This window comes from Serratia sp. JUb9 (assembly GCF_014298095.1).
Classification (GTDB): Bacteria; Pseudomonadota; Gammaproteobacteria; order Enterobacterales; family Enterobacteriaceae; genus Serratia_B; species Serratia_B rhizosphaerae.
This window is the reverse complement of record NZ_CP060416.1, coordinates 231,735-248,936: the sequence shown is the minus strand read 5'-3', so window position 1 is coordinate 248,936 and position 17,202 is coordinate 231,735. Positions and strand designations below refer to the sequence as shown.

The following is a 17,202-nucleotide window of genomic DNA, read 5'->3' as shown; positions in this document are numbered from 1 at the left end:
TCGACTGCAACTTCCCGCCAAGCCAAAACGGAAGCTTGTTGCATTACGCTTAACGTTGGCAGAAGTTAAACAAGGTGATTAATTACGCGCTATAAAATAATTAATCGTCTCTCCAACCCCTGCGGGCAAAACGCGTTTCAACGACCCCTGCGGGCAGATTTCGGCGGCAGGAACCGCGCTTTATATCTGGACGACTATGCTGATCCCATCAAAACTGAGCCGCCCGGTACGGCTGCAAAATACCGTGGTACGCGATCGCCTGCTGGCGAAACTGGCCGGCGCGGCCAACTATCGCCTGACGCTGGTCAACAGCCCGGCCGGCTACGGGAAAACCACCCTGATCGCCCAGTGGGCGGCGGCCAAGGGCGAGCTGGGCTGGTATTCGCTGGATGAGAGCGATAACCAGCCGGAGCGCTTCGCCAGCTACCTGATCGCCGCGCTGCAGCAGGCGACCGGCGGGCAATGCGTCAAAAGCGAGGCACTCAGCCAAAAGCATCAGTACGCCAGCCTGTCCGCGCTGTTTGGCCAGCTGTTTATCGAACTGGCGGACTGGCATCAGCCGCTGTATCTGGTGATTGATGATTACCACCTGATCACCAACGACGTCATTCACGAAGCCATGCGCTTTTTCCTGCGCCATCAGCCTGAAAATCTGACCCTGATTCTGCTGTCCCGCACGCTGCCGCCGCTGGGGATCGCCAACCTGCGGGTGCGCGATCAGCTGCTGGAGCTGGGCAGCCAGCAACTGGCGTTTAACCATCTGGAAGCCAAACAGTTTTTCGACTGCCGGCTGCCCGCGCCGCTGGCGCAGCAGGACAGCAGCCGCCTGTGCGATGAGGTCGCCGGCTGGGCCACCGCACTGCAGCTGATTGCCCTGTCGGCCCGGCAGTCCAGCGCCTCGGCGCAGCAGTCGGCGAAACGACTGGCCGGGCTGAACGCCAGCCATCTGGCCGATTATCTGGTGGATGAGGTGCTGGATCACGTCGACGCCAGCGCGCGCGCCTTCCTGCTGCGCTGCTCGGTGCTGCGTTCGATGAACGACGCGCTGATTGTGCGCCTGACCGGCGAGGACAACGGTCAGCAGCGGCTGGAGGAGCTGGAGCGGCAGGGCATGTTTATCCACCGCATGGACGATACCGGCGAATGGTTTAACTTCCACCCGCTGTTTGCCTCCTTCCTGCGCCAACGCTGCCAGTGGGAGCTGGCACTGGAGCTGCCGGGGCTGCACCGCGCCGCCGCCGAAGGCTGGCTGGCGCTCGGCTACCCGGCCGAAGCCATTCACCATGCGCTGGCGGCCAACGACATCAGCATGCTGCGCGATATTCTGCTGCAGCACGCCTGGTCGCTGTTCCACCACAGCGAACTGGCGCTGCTGGAGGAGTGCCTGAACGCCCTGCCTTACGAGCGCCTGATCCAGAACCCCAAACTGGCGCTGCTGCAGGCCTGGCTGGCGCAGAGCCAGCACCGCTATATTGAGGTCAACACCCAGTTGGAGCGGGCCGAGCAGGCAATGCGCGAGCAGCAGATCGCCGTCGACGCGACGCTGCGTGCCGAATTCGACGCGCTGCGGGCGCAGGTGGCGATCAACGCCGGCAAACCGGACGAGGCGGAGCGGCTGGCGACGCAGGCGCTGAAGCACCTGCCGCTATCCAGTTACTACAGCCGCATCGTCGCCACTTCGGTCACCGGCGAGATTCACCACTGCAAAGGCGAGCTGACGCGCGCCCTGCCGATGATGCAGCAGACCGAGCAGATGGCCCGCCGCCATCAGACCTATCACTACGCGCTGTGGGCGCTGCTGCAGCAGAGCGAAATTCTTATCGCCCAGGGGTTCCTGCAGGCGGCATACGAAACTCAGGATAAAGCGTTCGAACTGATCCGCGAGCAGCATCTGGAACAGCTGCCGATGCATGAATTTCTGCTGCGCATCCGCGCGCAGATCCTGTGGTCATGGTCGCGGCTGGATGAGGCGGAGGACACCGCCCGGCTGGGCCTGACGGTGCTGGCCAACTACCAGCCCCAGCAACAGCTGCAGTGCCTTGCCATGCTGGCGAAATGCTCGCTGGCGCGCGGCGATCTGGATAACGCCCATGCCTATCTGCAGCGCTGCGAAACCCTGCAGCACGGTGCGCAGTATCACCGCGACTGGCTGACCAATGCCGATAAACCGCGCATCATCCACTGGCAGATGACCGGCGACACCGCCGCCGCCGCGCGCTGGCTGAGCCAGTGCGAAAAGCCCGCCATGGCGGACAACCATTTCACCCAGGGACAGTGGCGCAATATCGCCCGGGTGCAGATTCTGCTTGGCCGCTATCAGGAGGCCGAAGTGGTGCTGGACGAGCTGAACGATAACGCCCGCCGGCTGCGGCTGATCAGCGATCTCAACCGTAACCTGCTGCTGAGCAACCAGCTTTACTGGCAGACCGAGCGTAAAAGCGACGCCCAGCGCGCCCTGATCGAAGCGCTGACGCTGGCCAACCGCACCGGCTTTATCAGCCACTTTGTGATTGAGGGCGAAGCCATGGCGCAGCAGCTGCGCCAGCTGATCCAGCTCAATACGCTGCCGGAGCTGGAACAGCACCGCGCCCAGCGCATTCTGCGCGATATCAACCAGCATCACCGGCATAAATTCGCGCATTTTGACGAGAATTTCGTCGATAAGCTGCTGACGCACCCGCAGGTGCCTGAGCTTATCCGCACCAGCCCGCTCACCCAGCGCGAATGGCAGGTGCTCGGGCTGATTTATTCCGGTTACAGCAACGACCAAATCGCCGGCGAGCTGGCGGTGGCGGCCACCACCATCAAAACGCATATCCGCAATCTGTATCAGAAACTGGGGGTCGCCCACCGGCAGGAAGCGGTGCAGCAGGCGCAGCGGCTGCTGCAGATGATGGGATACGGCGCATAAAGGCACAGTGTTAGTCTGGTCTTTATGCGCGCGGAATTGGTTACAATGCCGGCGTCCCCTAATTACGAGGCAATTGGAAGTCATGGAACAGTTTGAAGCGATCAATGTTGAGCAGGCGCACGGCCGCTGGCAAGACGGCAGCGCGGCGTTGGTCGATATCCGCGATCCGCAGAGTTTCGCCGCCGGGCATACGCCGGGCGCATTTCATCTCACCAACGCCACGCTGCAAACCTTTATGCAGCAAAACGATTTCGATCGTCCGGTGATGGTGATGTGCTACCACGGCAACAGCAGCCGCGGCGCTGCGCAGTATCTGCTGAATCAGGGTTTTGATGCGGTGTACAGCATCGACGGCGGCTTTGAGGCCTGGCTGCGTCAATACCCGCAGGATGTGGAAACCTCCGCCGAATAATCATCAGGGCGCGCCAGCGCCCTGTTCTTTCCCCTGCCTGCACGATTTTCCACAGGTCGGTGCTGCGACATCGGGTTTCAACGTTATAATCAGCCATCGCCGGTATCTGCAACGGCCACAACGCATCGACGCAAGACGGAAACTCCCTACTTATGATTAGAGTGATCGCCGTATCCAATCCCCGCCTGGCACTGGCGTTTGTCGACTATATGGCGACGCAGGGCATTACGCTGGAACTGCGCCACGGCCAGGACAGCGCAGAGATCTGGCTGGCGGATGAACCGCGGCTGGAACAGGTACAACACGAACTGCAGCAGTTTATGCGCGACCCGCTCAACCGCCGCTATCAGGCCGCCAGCTGGCAAACCGGCGGCACCGCCGCCGAGCTGCACTATCCGCACGACTCCTACCTGCAGATTATCCGCAGCAAGGCCGGCCCGCTGACCCTGAGCGTGATGGCGCTGTGTATTCTGGTGTATGTGCTGATGCAGGTAGTGGGCGACGACAGCGTGATGTACTGGCTCTCCTGGCCGCAGAACAGCGAGCAATATACGCAGCTGTGGCGCTGGATCAGCCATGCGTTTCTTCACTTCTCACTGCTGCACATCGCCTTTAACCTGCTCTGGTGGTGGTACCTCGGCGGGCCGATGGAAAAACGCCTCGGCGCCGGTAAACTGTTTGTGCTGGCCGTGGTGTCGGCCTTCTTCAGCGGCTGGGCGCAATCGCTGTTCAGCGGGGCGCTGTTTGGCGGCCTGTCCGGCGTAGTCTATGCGCTGATGGGCTATAGCTGGCTCAGCGGCGAACGGGCGCCGGAGCGCGGGCTGATGCTGCCGCGCGGCCTGATGATATTTTCCGTACTGTGGCTGGTCGCCGGCTACTTCGATATTTTAGGAATGTCGATCGCCAACGCGGCACACGTGGCCGGTTTAGTGTTAGGGTTGCTGATGGCATTTTGGGACACGCGTCATCGCGCGCACAACGAACAATAACGCTCAATAACACTATACCTTTACCTATCAAAAGATTACGGGTAAAAAATTCGGCAAACTTCACCCGACGGGTATATCGGCGTATTAGGGGATTACCGTGAAACAAACACAGCGTCACGACGCAATTATCGAGCTGGTCCGTCTGCAAGGTTACGTCAGCACTGAAGAACTGGTGGAGCATTTTGACGTCAGCCCACAGACGATTCGCCGCGATCTGAACGACCTGGCCGATCAAAATAAAATTCAGCGCCACCACGGCGGCGCCGCACTGCCGTCCAGCTCCGTGAACACCGCCTACCATGACCGTAAGGTGATGTGGTCAGAGGAAAAAGACCGCATCGCCCAGCGCGTCGCCAGCCAGATCCCGGACGGCGCCACTCTGTTTATCGATATCGGCACCACGCCGGAAGCCGTGGCGCACGCGCTGATGAACCATAAGAACCTGCGCGTCGTCACCAACAACCTGAACGTCGCCACCCTGCTCACCGCCAAAGAGGATTTTCGCCTGATCCTGGCCGGCGGCGAAGTGCGTACCCGCGACGGCGGCATTATGGGTGAAGCGACGCTGGACTTTATCTCACAGTTCCGCCTCGATTACGGCATCCTCGGCATCAGCGGCATTGATATGGACGGCTCACTACTCGAATTCGACTACCATGAAGTGCGCACCAAGCGCGCCATTATTGAAAACTCGCGCTGCGTCATGCTGGTTACCGACCACTCCAAGTTCGGCCGCAACGCGATGGTCAACCTGGGCAATATGAATCTGATCGACTATCTGTTTACCGACCAGCTGCCGCCGCCCGGCGTCATGAAAATCATCGAGCAGTACGACGTACAGCTGGAACTGTGCTGAGTCTCCTCACTCAGCTCTGATTCCCCCTTCCGCCCGGAAGGGGGCTGAACAACGCCCTCCCGTTATCCTCCCGTCGCCCGTTTGCCGGCGCCTTATCCTGTGGGTTAAATCCACTCACTTTATGTGCCTATAGTCGCTAAACTGTTATCTTTATCACGCGTGAATGTTTTTGTTTGGTTAACTCTTGGCTTGTTTGTTGGTTTTTGATTACAATGATGAGCGAAAACGAACATAAAAGAGCTATTTCGAACATCTGGAGGAAGATGACGTGGAAACCAAAGACTTGATCGTTATCGGTGGCGGCATCAACGGTGCCGGCATCGCGGCGGATGCTGCCGGGCGCGGCCTGTCCGTACTGCTACTGGAAGCGCAAGACTTGGCCTGTGCTACGTCTTCCGCCAGTTCCAAACTGATCCACGGCGGCCTGCGCTACCTGGAACACTATGAATTCCGTCTGGTGAGCGAAGCGCTGGCTGAACGTGAGGTGCTGCTGAAACTGGCGCCGCATATCGCCTTCCCAATGCGCTTCCGCCTGCCGCACCAGCCACACCTGCGTCCGGCCTGGATGATCCGTACCGGCCTGTTCCTGTACGATCACCTGGGTAAACGCACCAGCCTGCCGGGCAGCAAGAGTTTGCGTTTTGGCCCAGAATCCGTACTGAAGCCGGAACTGAAGCGCGGTTTCGAATATTCCGACTGCTGGGTCGACGATGCGCGTCTGGTGGTATTGAACGCGCAGGAAGTGGTGGAACGCGGCGGCGAAGTGCGTACCCGCACCAAAGTGACCCGCGCATGGCGTGAGAACGGCATGTGGATGGTGGAAGCGACCGATATCGACAGCGGTAAAACCTTCACCTGGCGCGCCAAAGGCCTGGTTAACGCTACCGGCCCGTGGGTGAAAAACTTCTTCGACGACGGCCTCAAGCTGAAATCACCCTATGGCATCCGCCTGATCAAAGGCAGCCATATCGTGGTGCCGAAGGCGCATAACCAGCCGCAGTCCTACATTCTGCAGAACGAAGACAACCGTATCGTCTTTGTGATCCCGTGGATGGATGAGTTCTCGATTATCGGCACCACCGATGTGGAATATCACGGCGATCCGAAAGACGTGAAGATTGACGATAACGAAATCAACTACCTGCTGAAAGTGTATAACGACCACTTTAAGAAACAGTACGGCCGTGACGATATCGTCTGGACCTACTCCGGCGTACGTCCGCTGTGCGACGATGAGTCCGATTCACCGCAGGCCATCACCCGTGATTACACGCTGGACGTGCATGACGATAACGGCCAGGCGCCGCTGCTGTCGGTCTTCGGCGGTAAGCTGACCACCTATCGCAAGCTGGCAGAACACGCGATGGAAAAACTGGCGCACTATTATCCGGAAGCCGGCCCGGCCTGGACCAAGAACGGCACCCTGCCGGGTGGCGACATCGGCGGCGACCGCGACAGCTACGCAGCCAAACTGCGCCGTGAACACGGCTGGTTGCCGGAAGCGCTGGCGCGCCGCTATGCCCGTACCTACGGCAGCCACAGCGAACTGATTCTGTCCGGCGCCAACAGCCTGGCGGATCTGGGCGAAGACTTCGGCCACGGCCTGTACGAAGCGGAGCTGCGCTACCTGGTGGAGAAAGAGTGGGTGGTGGAGCTGAAAGACGCCATCTGGCGCCGCACCAAACTCGGCATGTGGCTGGACGAAGCGCAACAGGCGCGCGTCAGCGAGTGGCTGGCGGAACGCGCAAAAGCCAAAGCGCTGTCGCTGGCTTCCTAAGCCGGTAAAGGCCGGGGGCAAGATTGGCTGTGATACGCGGCCAATAGCCGTCTCGCTGATATCAACGGTGAATTAATCCGACTCGCGTTTGAGTTTGGTTATTTCACCGTTTTTGTTTAGGCGATAGGTTCCATTATCCCCTACAAATAACATATCGTTATTCCTGTCATTAGAAATGATGAACAACACATTTTTATCAATACAGTTTCTCTTTTCTTTCATATCTTCAAAACACATTCGGTCATACTTCCCCGCCTCTTTGTAACCCTCACCAAATTTCCAGATAACAATAGTAAAAAGTCCATAGGAAGCGGGGTTAGGGATGTCATATTTTTCTTTTAATTTATCTTTATTATCCAGCCACCAATTGACCTTTCCTTTATCTGTAAAGGGAAAATTATTCACCAGCACATCGCTGAAGTTGTTCCTTGGATGAACGGCAACGATCTCCACCGGTTGTAGAGAACGCCAGAATATATAGCTGACAAATAAAATAGATGCGCACAAAAATCTGTCCATAGCTGTACTGTTAATTAAACCACCATTAGACTTTAATATAAGTCAATCAAGATAATACCTTGTAATATCACCACTCTTTTTCATACGATACATACCACTACTTACAGTAAATAAAATATCGTGATACCTGTCATTTTCAACCGTTAATTCTTTGTTTTTATCTATGCAATTTGATTTTCCCTTCATGTCCTCAAAACACATTCGGTCATACTTCCCCGCCTCTTTGTAACCCTCACCAAAGTCCCAAAATATAATAGTAAAGAATCCATCCGAATCTGGTTTAGGAATGCCATATTTTTCTTTTAGGTTATTTTTATTATCTAACCACCAATTTATTTTTCCTTTATCTGTAAAAGGAAAATTTTTCACCAACACATCGCTATAGTTCTCCCTCTGGTGAATAGCAATAATCTCTACCGGCTGTAGATAGCACCAAAGAAAAAAACCACAAAGTGCCATGGCGGCATATATCATAACGCGTATAAAATGACTACCCCGCCCGAAATAAACCTTATCGCGAATATAAAACCAATCAATAAAAATATTTTTCATTACTTTATCAATCAACGCCGACTTTTATAATGTCACCATTACTCTTCATGTGATACTCATCACCATTAGTTATAAATGATGTATCACCATTTCTTTCATTTGACACAATAAATTCCTTGTTTTTTCTATACATTTTTTCTTGGTTGGCATATCGTCAAAGCAACGCCGATCATACTTTCCAGCTTCTTTATAACCATCACCAAAATCCCAAAAGGTAATAGAAAAGAAACCATCTGATGCAGGGTTAGGTATCTTATACTCATTCTTTAATCTATCTTTATTTTTTATCCACCAGTCTATTTTACCTTTATCCGTAATGGGGAAATGGTGAACTAAAACCGCACTAAATTCATTTTTATGATGAACAGCAACAATTTCTACCGAACGTAGGCTCCACCAAAAAGCTAACATTGACATTAAAAAAGCCAATAACATCAGTGGTAGAGATAATCTATTTACCCTCATAATATTTCCCTATCTCTTCTCTGATGATCCGTTCATTAATTTTCATTCACGCCTGAGCTTAACGATTTCACCATCTTTTCCCATACGGTAGCGTCCATCGCCAAAGGCAAATATAACATCACCGTTCCTATCATTTTTAACAGTGAATATCTTGTTTTTATCGATGCAGTTCGCTTTATCTTTCATATCATCAAAACACATTCTGTCATACTTCCCTGCTTCTTTATAACCATCACCAAAATCCCAAAAGATAATTGTGAAAAATCCATAGGATGCAGGCTGTGGAATATCATAATTTTCTTTCATTTTTTCTTTATTTTTTAGCCACCATTTTATTTTCCCTTTATCAGTAAAGGGGAAATTTTTCGTCAGTACGTCACTATAGTTACCTCTCTGATGAACAGCAACAATTTCCACTGGATTTAATGTTAGCCAGAATATATAACTTGATAGTATGGCACCCATCAATATCAGTGCATACAGAATATTTTTACCTTTTTTCATTACGTCTCCCCGAAATCTCTATCGTTGCTTCCATATTAGTCATAAATGGCCGAAAACCAAACTGGTTGTAGCGCTGGAGTACAAACCAGATACGGAAGAAACGAAACTGGTTAAACTTAACCTTCCTGATATCGTCATCATCCAGACCAAAATGATCCTGTACCCGATAGTGCACCAGTGCGCGGTAACTCTCGCTATCAACCTGCAGTGATTTTACCGTGATATGCGTAGACCAGGTATCATGTACAGTGATCCCCATACCATTAAAGTTATCCTGAAACCGATCAAATTTAGGAAGTTTACTACCAAGGATAGCTCCACCGAGTTCACTCTTATGTTTTAACGGATAACATTTATCTCTCCAATTTATATGTTGGTTAAACACATCCTCCAAGAGTAAACGCGTACTATTTTCTTTATCCTTATCCCCCAAAATCTGCTCCTTTAACGCGGTATTCAGATGTGGGCTGCTAAACGGCGTGCCGTTGCCGTGCTGCATATGGCTGATCATCTGTTCAATCAGGTGTTTATAGGGGCCATAGAGTGCAAAGAGACGGGATAACTGGCGGAATTCATCAAAGAGAATTCTGGCGCACTCCTGCCGGGTGAGCGTAGTCCCCTGCCCGCGCATGCCATAAAAGCGCGAATGCGGCTGGTTAAACGGCGTGAGCTGCGTCAGGGTATAGGGATTAACCCGCGTGGAGACATCGCCTAAATGAAAGTGTGTTTTTAATTGCGCTGCGGATAAATCTCCGCAGCGCATATCATATGCACCATAATCATCCATTATATTTTTGGTTTTAAATATAGTGCAGGGGAATTGTAATGCCGACATAGTGATACATTCCTTGTGCGATCGTCCATTATGATCTTTCCGCCGGCATAATAATCCCGTAGCGAATAAAATGTAAACACTGGCGTAGTATTATTTCCTATAAAAAAATAACGACTTATTTATTTAAATAACATGAGTGATTAATATAAACAGCTAAAATAAAAAAGCCCGCTAATTAGCGGGCTTAAATAATTACGCCATGAAATAGGGCGCTAACGTATTACAGCAGAATCCGCAGCATACGGCGCAGCGGCTCTGCGGCGCCCCACAGCAGCTGATCGCCGACGGTAAACGCGGACAGGTATTCCGGCCCCATGTTCAGCTTGCGCAGACGCCCGACCGGCGTATTCAGCGTGCCGGTCACCGCCGCCGGCGTCAGCTCGCGCATGGTCAGCTCGCGGTCGTTCGGGATCACCCGCACCCAGTCGTTGTGCGTCGCCAGCATCTGTTCGATCTCCGGCAGCGACACGTCTTTTTTCAGCTTCAGGGTAAACGCCTGGCTATGGCAACGCAGCGCGCCAACGCGCACGCACAGGCCGTCGACCGGAATCAGGCTGGAGCTGGCAAGAATCTTGTTGGTTTCCGCCTGGCCTTTCCACTCTTCACGGCTCTGGCCGTTATCAAGCTGCTTGTCAATCCACGGAATCAGGCTGCCGGCCAGCGGTACGCCAAAGTTATCGGTCGGCAGTTTGCCGGAGCGGGTCGCCTCGGTCACCTTGCGTTCAATATCCAGAATGGCGGACGCCGGGTCCTGCAGCTCTTTCGCCACATCGGCGTGCAGCATGCCCATCTGCGTCAGCAGTTCGCGCATATGCCGCGCGCCGCCACCGGAAGCAGCCTGATAGGTAGCCACAGACGCCCACTCCACCAGATCGTTGGCGAACAGGCCGCCCAGCGACATCAGCATCAGGCTGACGGTGCAGTTACCGCCGACAAAGGTTTTGATGCCTTTATCCAGACCCTGCTGAATGACCGCGCGGTTAACCGGATCCAGAATGATGATCGCCTCATCGTCCATCCGCAGGGAGGACGCGGCATCAATCCAGTAGCCCTGCCAGCCGCTGGCACGCAGCTTCGGGTAAACCTCATTGGTATAATCGCCGCCCTGACAGGTGATAATGATATCCAGCGCGCTCAGCGCGTCAATATCGTAGGCGTCCTGCAGCGTCCCCTGCTGCTGACCGCCGATAGCCGGCGCAGGCGCACCGTGCTGTGAGGTGGAGAAGAATACCGGACGAATGGCGTCGAAATCGCGCTCTTCCGTCATGCGTTGCATGAGCACCGAGCCGACCATACCGCGCCAACCGACTAAACCAACGTTTTTCATAAAACTGTCCTGCCTTGGAGGATACGACTTATTGAGTCATTGATGAGCAATTATCCTCACACCTTACAAAATGTCAGCGCGGGCGAAAAGTGAATTTATTCGATGCCAGCGCAATTGTTAGCAATCCTGCTTATAAAGGCGGATCACGCGGCGCTTGCTGCTGCCGGACGCGATAAAAAAAGGCGCCCGTAGGCGCCTTAATAAGCTCAGAATGATTACAGCAGCGTAAAGGCGATCATCCCCACCACCGCACCGGTGGTGCCGAGGATGGTTTCCATTATCGACCAGGTTTTCAGCGTCTGCGCTTCGGTGGCGCCGGTAAATTTACCGAACAGCCAGAAGCCGGAGTCGTTGACGTGGCTCAGTACGATGGAACCGCCGGCAATACATACCGACAGCGCCGCCATCTGCGCGCCGGAGTAGCCCAGCTCGCCAATCACCGGCATCACCAGGCCGACAGCGGTCAGACAGGCCACGGTCGCCGAACCCTGAATCACCCGCACCGCCGCCGACAGCACAAAACAGGCGACAGCAATCGGCAGGCCGGCGCCGATCAGCGCGTTGCCCAACGCCGGGCCAACGCCGGAATCGACCAGCACCTGCTTGAATACGCCGCCTGCGCCGGTTACCAGCAAGATAATCCCCGCCGGCTGGATCGCCGCCGAACAGACTTCCATCACCTTGTCTTTACTCATCCCACGGCGGATAGCCAGACCATAAATCGCCACCAGGCAGGCAATCAGAATCGCGGTGAACGGATGGCCGATAAACTGCAGCCACTGATACAGCGAGCTGCCTTCCTCGGTAAAGCGCGCGCCGATGGTTTTCAGCCCCACCAGCACTAACGGGAACAGCACCAGCGCCAGGCTAAAGCCGAACGAAGGCAGCTTGCTCTTATCGATGCTTGGCTCTTCGATATCTTTCGGCAGTTCCAGCGTGACGTGCTTGCTGATAAACGAACCGAACAGCGGGCCGGCCAGCAGCATGCCCGGAATCGCCGCCGCCAGGCCGATCAGGATCATCCAGCCAAAATCTGCATTCATCTGCGACGCCAGCAGCATCGGGGTCGGCCCCGGCAGCAGGAAGGCCGCCGCCGCGGCTACGCCGGCAAACAGCGGGATCACCTGCTTCACCAGATTACCGCCGGTGCGACGCGCCACGGCGAAGGCCACACCAATCAGCAGCACGATCGCCACATCGAAGAACAGCGGCAAGGCGCAAACCAGGCCGGCAATCCCCAGCGCGTAGTGCGCGCGCTTTTCGCCAAAGCCTTTCAGCATTTTGACGGCGATCTGATCCAGCGCGCCCGTTTCATGCAGAATTTTGCCGAACATCGCGCCCAGCGCCACCACGATCGCCAGGAAGCCCAGCGTGCCGCCCATGCCTTTTTGCATGGTATCGGTGATCTTCTCCAGCGACATACCGGAGAACAGGCCGGCGCCCATCGACACCAACATCAGGGCGATAAACGCGTGCATCCGCGCTTTCATCACCAGGAACAACAGCAGCAGTACCGAACCTACGGCGGTCAATACCAGCGTTAATGTATCCATTATCGTTTTACCCTTGGTTCGTTACGGATTGAATATAGGAGACGACGTCGGCCACCACGTTATCCAGCGGCTGGTCGATGTCAATCGCCTGCACGTCGGACTCATCCGCCTGCGGCACTTCCAACGCTTCAAATTGGGAAACCAGCATCTGCGGCTTGAAGAAATGCCCTTTACGCTGCTTCAGACGCGCTTCAATCACGTCTTTTTCACCTTCCAGATAGATAAAGTGCAGGTTGTTGTTGCCTGCGCGCAAGCGATCGCGATAGCGCTTTTTCAGCGCGGAACACACCAGCAGCGCAACGTCATTGGTACGCTGCATGGCAAAAATCGCGTCGTTCAGTGCCGCCAGCCACGGCGCCCGATCGTCATCGTTCAGCGCATCACCGCCGGCCATTTTATTGATGTTGCTGCGGGGGTGCAGATAATCGCCATCCAGCATGGCGGCATTGAGTTCATGCGCTACGGCGCTTGCTACGGCAGATTTCCCGCTGCCGGAGACGCCCATCAGGATGAAAACGTGGTGTTGTGAATTATTCATAATTTTTGTGCTCTCAAGGGTCCCAGGTGCCAAATGTTACTGGTAACAGGTTATCGGTAACATTGTCTTTGTCGCGCTGGAATTAAGCAACAAACCGGCGAAATGACATCCCGTAACTGTGAAGGCGGTCAAACTAACTGCGGTCAAATCTCAACCAGCAAGCAATTATAGTCAGCGTTTGAACCCAAGGGAGGAAAAAGGAGAGGATCGGTACGGCATCAAAAAACGGCACGACGCAATACCGCTTAAATACTACCGCCAGGAATAATAGTGAAACCAACGTCAACCATCGACGGGCTGACGGTTTCGCCACGCAGGCGCGCCAGTAACCGCTCCGCGCCGATCTGCCCCATGGTTTCACGCGGCGTCAGCACGCTGGCCAGTTTTGGCATCATCACCTGGCCAATATCATGGCCGTGGAAACCGGCAATTGCCATATCTTGCGGAATGGATAGCCCCTGACGCTGGCACTCAAAGGCAGCGCCGATCGCCAGGTCATCGTTGGTGCAAAATACGCTGTCGATTTGCGGGTAGTCACGCTGCGCCTGGCGCAGCATTTCACCACCGCCGGAGTAAGACGACGCACGGTTGGTCATAATGCTGCATGGCTGTAACCCGGCCTCGCGCATCGCCTGCTCATAGCCTTGCTGCTTAATCAGCGTACGCTCATCAAGACGCGCACCAAGGTACACCACATGACGATAACCCTGGGCGATAATCCGCTGCGTCATCTGGCGGGCAGCCTGATGGTTATCAAACCCTACTGCCATATCAATACAGGGCGATACGCAGTCCATCAGTTCCACCACCGGAATGCCGGCAACCTCAATCATTTTACGGGTACGGGCGGTGTGGGTGCGTTCGGACAGGATCAGGCCGTCAATATTGTACGAGAGCAACGAGGTCAGGCGCTCTTCTTCACGTTCCGGCAGATAACCATAGTGCGCCAGCATGGTTTGATAATTGTGCGCGTCGGTCACGCTTTCAATACCGCGCAACACTTCGGCAAACACCTGGTTGGTCAGCGATGGCAACAGTACGCCGATAGCGCGGCTGGTAGAGTTGGAAAGGATATCCGGCGCGCGGTTAGGAATGTAGCCCAGTTCATCCAGCGCGACCGCGATTTTCTGCCGCAGGGCGGCGGAAACCTGATCAGGATTGCGCAAATAGCGGCTCACCGTCATCTTGGTGACGCCAACCCTATCTGCAACATCTTGAAGTACCGGCCGCTTTTTCTTCATTATCAATGAGCTGACAAACCGTGAATGGGCGGTTATTTTAGCAAAAAAAACGGCAGGCTGATATCAAACGGGCGTAAAAAGGGCCCAATCGTCAGATTGAGCCCGATAACGCTGAGCAAATTAAACCGGTGGCAAATCAAACAGCAGAATTTCACTGTCTTCATCGGCGTGGAGTGACAGCGCCGTTTCATCCCAGATAGCGAGCGCATCGCTGGCGCCTGCCCGGTTGTCATTAATGGTAATGGAACCGCGCACCACCTGTACCCAAACGCGACGGCCGGCTTCGACCGTATACTCCGCCTGTTCGCCTTTATTCAGCGCCCAGCGCGACAGCGTCATATCCTGGAATACCTTCAGCGAACCTTCGCGGGCATCCGGCGACAACACCAGCTGACGCCCCTGCGGTGCATCAAACATACGCTGCTCATAACGCGGCGGCAGGCCGTTGGTATCCGGAATAATCCAGATCTGGTACAGATGCAGCAGCTTGTCGCTGTTAGCATTGTACTCGGAGTGGCGTACCCCGGTGCCGGCGCTCATAATCTGAAATTCCCCAGCCTGGATCTGCTCTTTATTACCCATGCTGTCCTGATGCTCTACGGTACCGTCCAGCACGTAGGTCAGAATTTCCATATCTTTATGCGGATGGGTACCGAACCCTTGCCCGCCGTCAATCCGGTCTTCATTGATGACCCGCAGCGCGGAGAACCCCATAAAGTTCGGATCGTAATAATTGGCAAAGGAGAAGGTATGCCAGCTGTCCAGCCAGCCATGGTTAGCGTGGCCGCGGTCTTTCGCTTTACGTAAATAAATCATGTTCAACTCTCCTCAATGTTTTTTACAGTCTAGACCTGACAGCAGAATAAGAAAGCGTAAAAAACTCACCCCTCTGTTCAAAAATTTCGATGAAATAAACAGAGGAGCCGCAGAAGATTTGTTGAGCGCAAAGGTAGATGATTGAGGGCAAAAAAAAAAGCCAGCACCCGAGCTGGCTAAATAAACACTGGAAGCAATGTGAGCAATGTCGTGCCTTCAAGTCAGAGCGGTGAGGCCACCGTCTGCCGAGAACGCATGACAATAATAATCATTATCATTCGCATCTGTAAAGCGTTTTTTTGACCAATCTTAAATATTGTTGACTAAAGAAGCAGACCCGATAACTTACAGAGTAATATTGCTAATAATCATAGGGATAAGAGAATGGGTGAAATCATCGTCCGCCACGTTGAAACCTCCGATGCACCAGCGCTGCAACGGCTGTATGCCCACCCAGAAGTCTACCGCGATACGCTGCAACTTCCGCTGCCCTCACTCACGCACTGGCAACAGCGCCTGGCTGATGCCAAGCCAGGGTTGCACAATCTGGTCGCCTGCATAGACGAACAAGTTGTTGGTCAGATTGTGATCAAACTTAATCAGTCGTTACGTCGGCGTCACGTCGCTACCTTTGGTATCGGCGTCGATCCTGCACAACAGGGAAAAGGCATCGGCGGAGCGCTGATGAGCGCCATGATGGAACTTTGCGATAACTGGGCGGCAATTCAGCGTATTGAATTGACGGTGTTCACCGACAATCAGGGCGCCATTGCGTTATACAAGAAGTTTGGTTTCGAGATAGAAGGCACCAGCCAACACTTTGCCATGCGCGACGGTAAGCTGGTCGATGCCTATCATATGGCGCGATTTCATGGCGTCTGAAAGCGCTGACGAAAAAAATTAACACTTCCCGCGGCACAGCCACGGGAAGTGATAGCCATTAAATACCGGCCGTCTCTTTGATATAGCGGCGCGCCTTAACCGCGTATTCGAAGGGGTTGGCAATGGCCGGATCCTGCTCAGCCTCTACCACCATCCATCCTTTGTAGCCATGCTCGTCCAGCAGTTTGAAGACCGGACGAAAATCAATGACGCCATCTCCCGGCACGGTAAACGTCCCCTTTTTCACCCCATCCAGGAAGCTTAAGCGGTTAGCCCGCACCTCGGCGACCACGTCATCGCGCACGTCTTTCAGATGGACATGATTAATGCGCGGCAGATATTTTTCCAAAATAGCCAGCATCGCCTGTTGGCTGCCTTCAGAGTAGTAGGCATGGCCGGTATCAAACAGCAGGTATACATCGTCGTTTACCATGCTCATATAGCGATCGATCTCCGCCGTGGTTTGAATCCCCGTCCCCATATGGTGATGGAGGCAAACCTGCATGCCTTTGCCAGCGGCGATTTTCGCCAGTTCGTTATAGCCGTCGGCGACGCGCTGCCACTCTTCATCGGTAAAGTAGGGTTTTTCTTCCAATACCGCCTTGTCGGTACCCTGAATGCTTTTGCTCTGCTCTGAGCAGCCAATCACCTTGGCGCCCATATCATGCAGAAAGTTCATATGGTTAACGAACTCATCGATGGTTTTTTCTTTCTGCCCGTCGGCAAAAAAGGTGCTGAACCAGGCGTTGCAGATCTGAATGCCGCGAATATCCAGCATGGGCTTTAAAACCTGCGGATCGCGCGGGTACTTACTGCCCACTTCGCTGCCGCTGAATCCCGCCAGCGCCATTTCGCTGACGCACTGTTGGAAGGTGTTCTCTTTGCCAAGTTCCGGCATGTCGTCATTGGTCCAGCCAATCGGGGCGATCGCCAGCTTCACATAGTCTTTATTCATTTTTTGGGCCTCAGTCATTAGATCGGCGCTTCACCCTGTTCCCATCCCGCATCACGCAACCCGCGCAGAA

At 54.2% G+C, this 17,202-nt stretch carries 16 protein-coding genes and 1 pseudogene; 6 read left to right on the top strand and 11 right to left on the bottom strand.

Features of this window, described 5'->3' with window-relative positions:
- Nucleotides 1-196 precede the first annotated feature (196 nt).
- From malT to glpD, 5 genes are all read left to right on the top strand, one after another.
- Nucleotides 197-2,911, top strand: coding sequence for an HTH-type transcriptional regulator MalT (gene malT / locus HF675_RS01105; RefSeq protein ID WP_187043930.1), 2,715 nt, complete (start codon nucleotides 197-199; stop codon nucleotides 2,909-2,911).
- An 82-nt stretch (nucleotides 2,912-2,993) separates the two neighbouring features.
- Nucleotides 2,994-3,323 (top strand): thiosulfate sulfurtransferase GlpE, encoded by a 330-nt coding sequence (gene glpE / locus HF675_RS01100; RefSeq protein ID WP_111737913.1) that lies wholly within the window; start codon nucleotides 2,994-2,996, stop codon nucleotides 3,321-3,323.
- A gap of 152 nt (nucleotides 3,324-3,475) precedes the next feature.
- Entirely contained in the window at nucleotides 3,476-4,312 is an 837-nt protein-coding gene (glpG, locus tag HF675_RS01095; RefSeq protein ID WP_105232954.1) for a rhomboid family intramembrane serine protease GlpG, read from the top strand.
- 97 nt (nucleotides 4,313-4,409) lie between these two features.
- On the top strand, nucleotides 4,410-5,168 hold the full coding sequence (locus HF675_RS01090; protein WP_015962228.1) for a DeoR/GlpR family transcriptional regulator: 759 nt from the start codon (nucleotides 4,410-4,412) through the stop codon (nucleotides 5,166-5,168).
- Between the two features lie 268 nt (nucleotides 5,169-5,436).
- Nucleotides 5,437-6,945, top strand: coding sequence for a glycerol-3-phosphate dehydrogenase (gene glpD / locus HF675_RS01085; RefSeq protein WP_105232955.1), 1,509 nt, complete (start codon nucleotides 5,437-5,439; stop codon nucleotides 6,943-6,945).
- A 72-nt stretch (nucleotides 6,946-7,017) separates the two neighbouring features.
- On the opposite strand, the gene HF675_RS01080 is transcribed toward glpD, so the two are convergent.
- The 10 genes and pseudogenes from HF675_RS01080 to HF675_RS01035 form a co-directional block, all read right to left on the bottom strand.
- Nucleotides 7,018-7,464: a DUF943 family protein gene (locus HF675_RS01080; RefSeq protein WP_187043929.1), complete on the bottom strand. Its 447-nt coding sequence runs from the start codon at nucleotides 7,462-7,464 to the stop codon at nucleotides 7,018-7,020.
- Between the two features lie 42 nt (nucleotides 7,465-7,506).
- Nucleotides 7,507-7,938: a DUF943 family protein gene (locus tag HF675_RS01075; protein WP_187044676.1), complete on the bottom strand. Its 432-nt coding sequence runs from the start codon at nucleotides 7,936-7,938 to the stop codon at nucleotides 7,507-7,509.
- A gap of 85 nt (nucleotides 7,939-8,023) precedes the next feature.
- Nucleotides 8,024-8,451 (bottom strand): annotated as a pseudogene (locus HF675_RS01070) (DUF943 family protein).
- A 72-nt stretch (nucleotides 8,452-8,523) separates the two neighbouring features.
- Complete coding sequence (locus HF675_RS01065; RefSeq protein ID WP_187043928.1) at nucleotides 8,524-8,985, bottom strand: DUF943 family protein; 462 nt, start codon at nucleotides 8,983-8,985, stop codon at nucleotides 8,524-8,526.
- Nucleotides 8,972-9,820: a YPO3983 family protein gene (locus HF675_RS01060; RefSeq protein ID WP_187043927.1), complete on the bottom strand. Its 849-nt coding sequence runs from the start codon at nucleotides 9,818-9,820 to the stop codon at nucleotides 8,972-8,974. Before HF675_RS01060 ends, HF675_RS01065 begins: the two co-directional genes overlap by 14 nt.
- Nucleotides 9,821-10,040: 220 nt before the next feature.
- The gene (asd, locus tag HF675_RS01055) at nucleotides 10,041-11,147 is read right to left on the bottom strand and encodes an aspartate-semialdehyde dehydrogenase (protein ID WP_105232959.1); all 1,107 of its coding nucleotides are present in this window, start codon (nucleotides 11,145-11,147) and stop codon (nucleotides 10,041-10,043) included.
- 215 nt (nucleotides 11,148-11,362) lie between these two features.
- Entirely contained in the window at nucleotides 11,363-12,700 is a 1,338-nt protein-coding gene (gntU, locus tag HF675_RS01050) for a gluconate transporter (RefSeq protein WP_105232960.1), read from the bottom strand.
- Between the two features lie 7 nt (nucleotides 12,701-12,707).
- A complete protein-coding gene (gene gntK, locus HF675_RS01045) occupies nucleotides 12,708-13,238 on the bottom strand; it encodes a gluconokinase (RefSeq protein ID WP_105232961.1) in 531 nt (176 codons plus the stop codon).
- Between the two features lie 245 nt (nucleotides 13,239-13,483).
- On the bottom strand, nucleotides 13,484-14,479 hold the full coding sequence (gntR, locus tag HF675_RS01040) for a gluconate operon transcriptional repressor GntR (RefSeq protein WP_105232962.1): 996 nt from the start codon (nucleotides 14,477-14,479) through the stop codon (nucleotides 13,484-13,486).
- A gap of 120 nt (nucleotides 14,480-14,599) precedes the next feature.
- Nucleotides 14,600-15,295 (bottom strand): pirin family protein, encoded by a 696-nt coding sequence (locus tag HF675_RS01035; protein ID WP_105232963.1) that lies wholly within the window; start codon nucleotides 15,293-15,295, stop codon nucleotides 14,600-14,602.
- A gap of 384 nt (nucleotides 15,296-15,679) precedes the next feature.
- Here HF675_RS01035 and HF675_RS01030 point away from each other — a divergent pair, with 384 nt between their 5' ends.
- Nucleotides 15,680-16,177 (top strand): GNAT family N-acetyltransferase, encoded by a 498-nt coding sequence (locus HF675_RS01030; RefSeq protein WP_105232964.1) that lies wholly within the window; start codon nucleotides 15,680-15,682, stop codon nucleotides 16,175-16,177.
- A gap of 58 nt (nucleotides 16,178-16,235) precedes the next feature.
- Here the strand turns inward: HF675_RS01030 and iolE are convergent, their stop codons facing one another.
- The gene (gene iolE / locus HF675_RS01025; RefSeq protein WP_105232965.1) at nucleotides 16,236-17,132 is read right to left on the bottom strand and encodes a myo-inosose-2 dehydratase; all 897 of its coding nucleotides are present in this window, start codon (nucleotides 17,130-17,132) and stop codon (nucleotides 16,236-16,238) included.
- Nucleotides 17,133-17,202 lie beyond the last annotated feature (70 nt).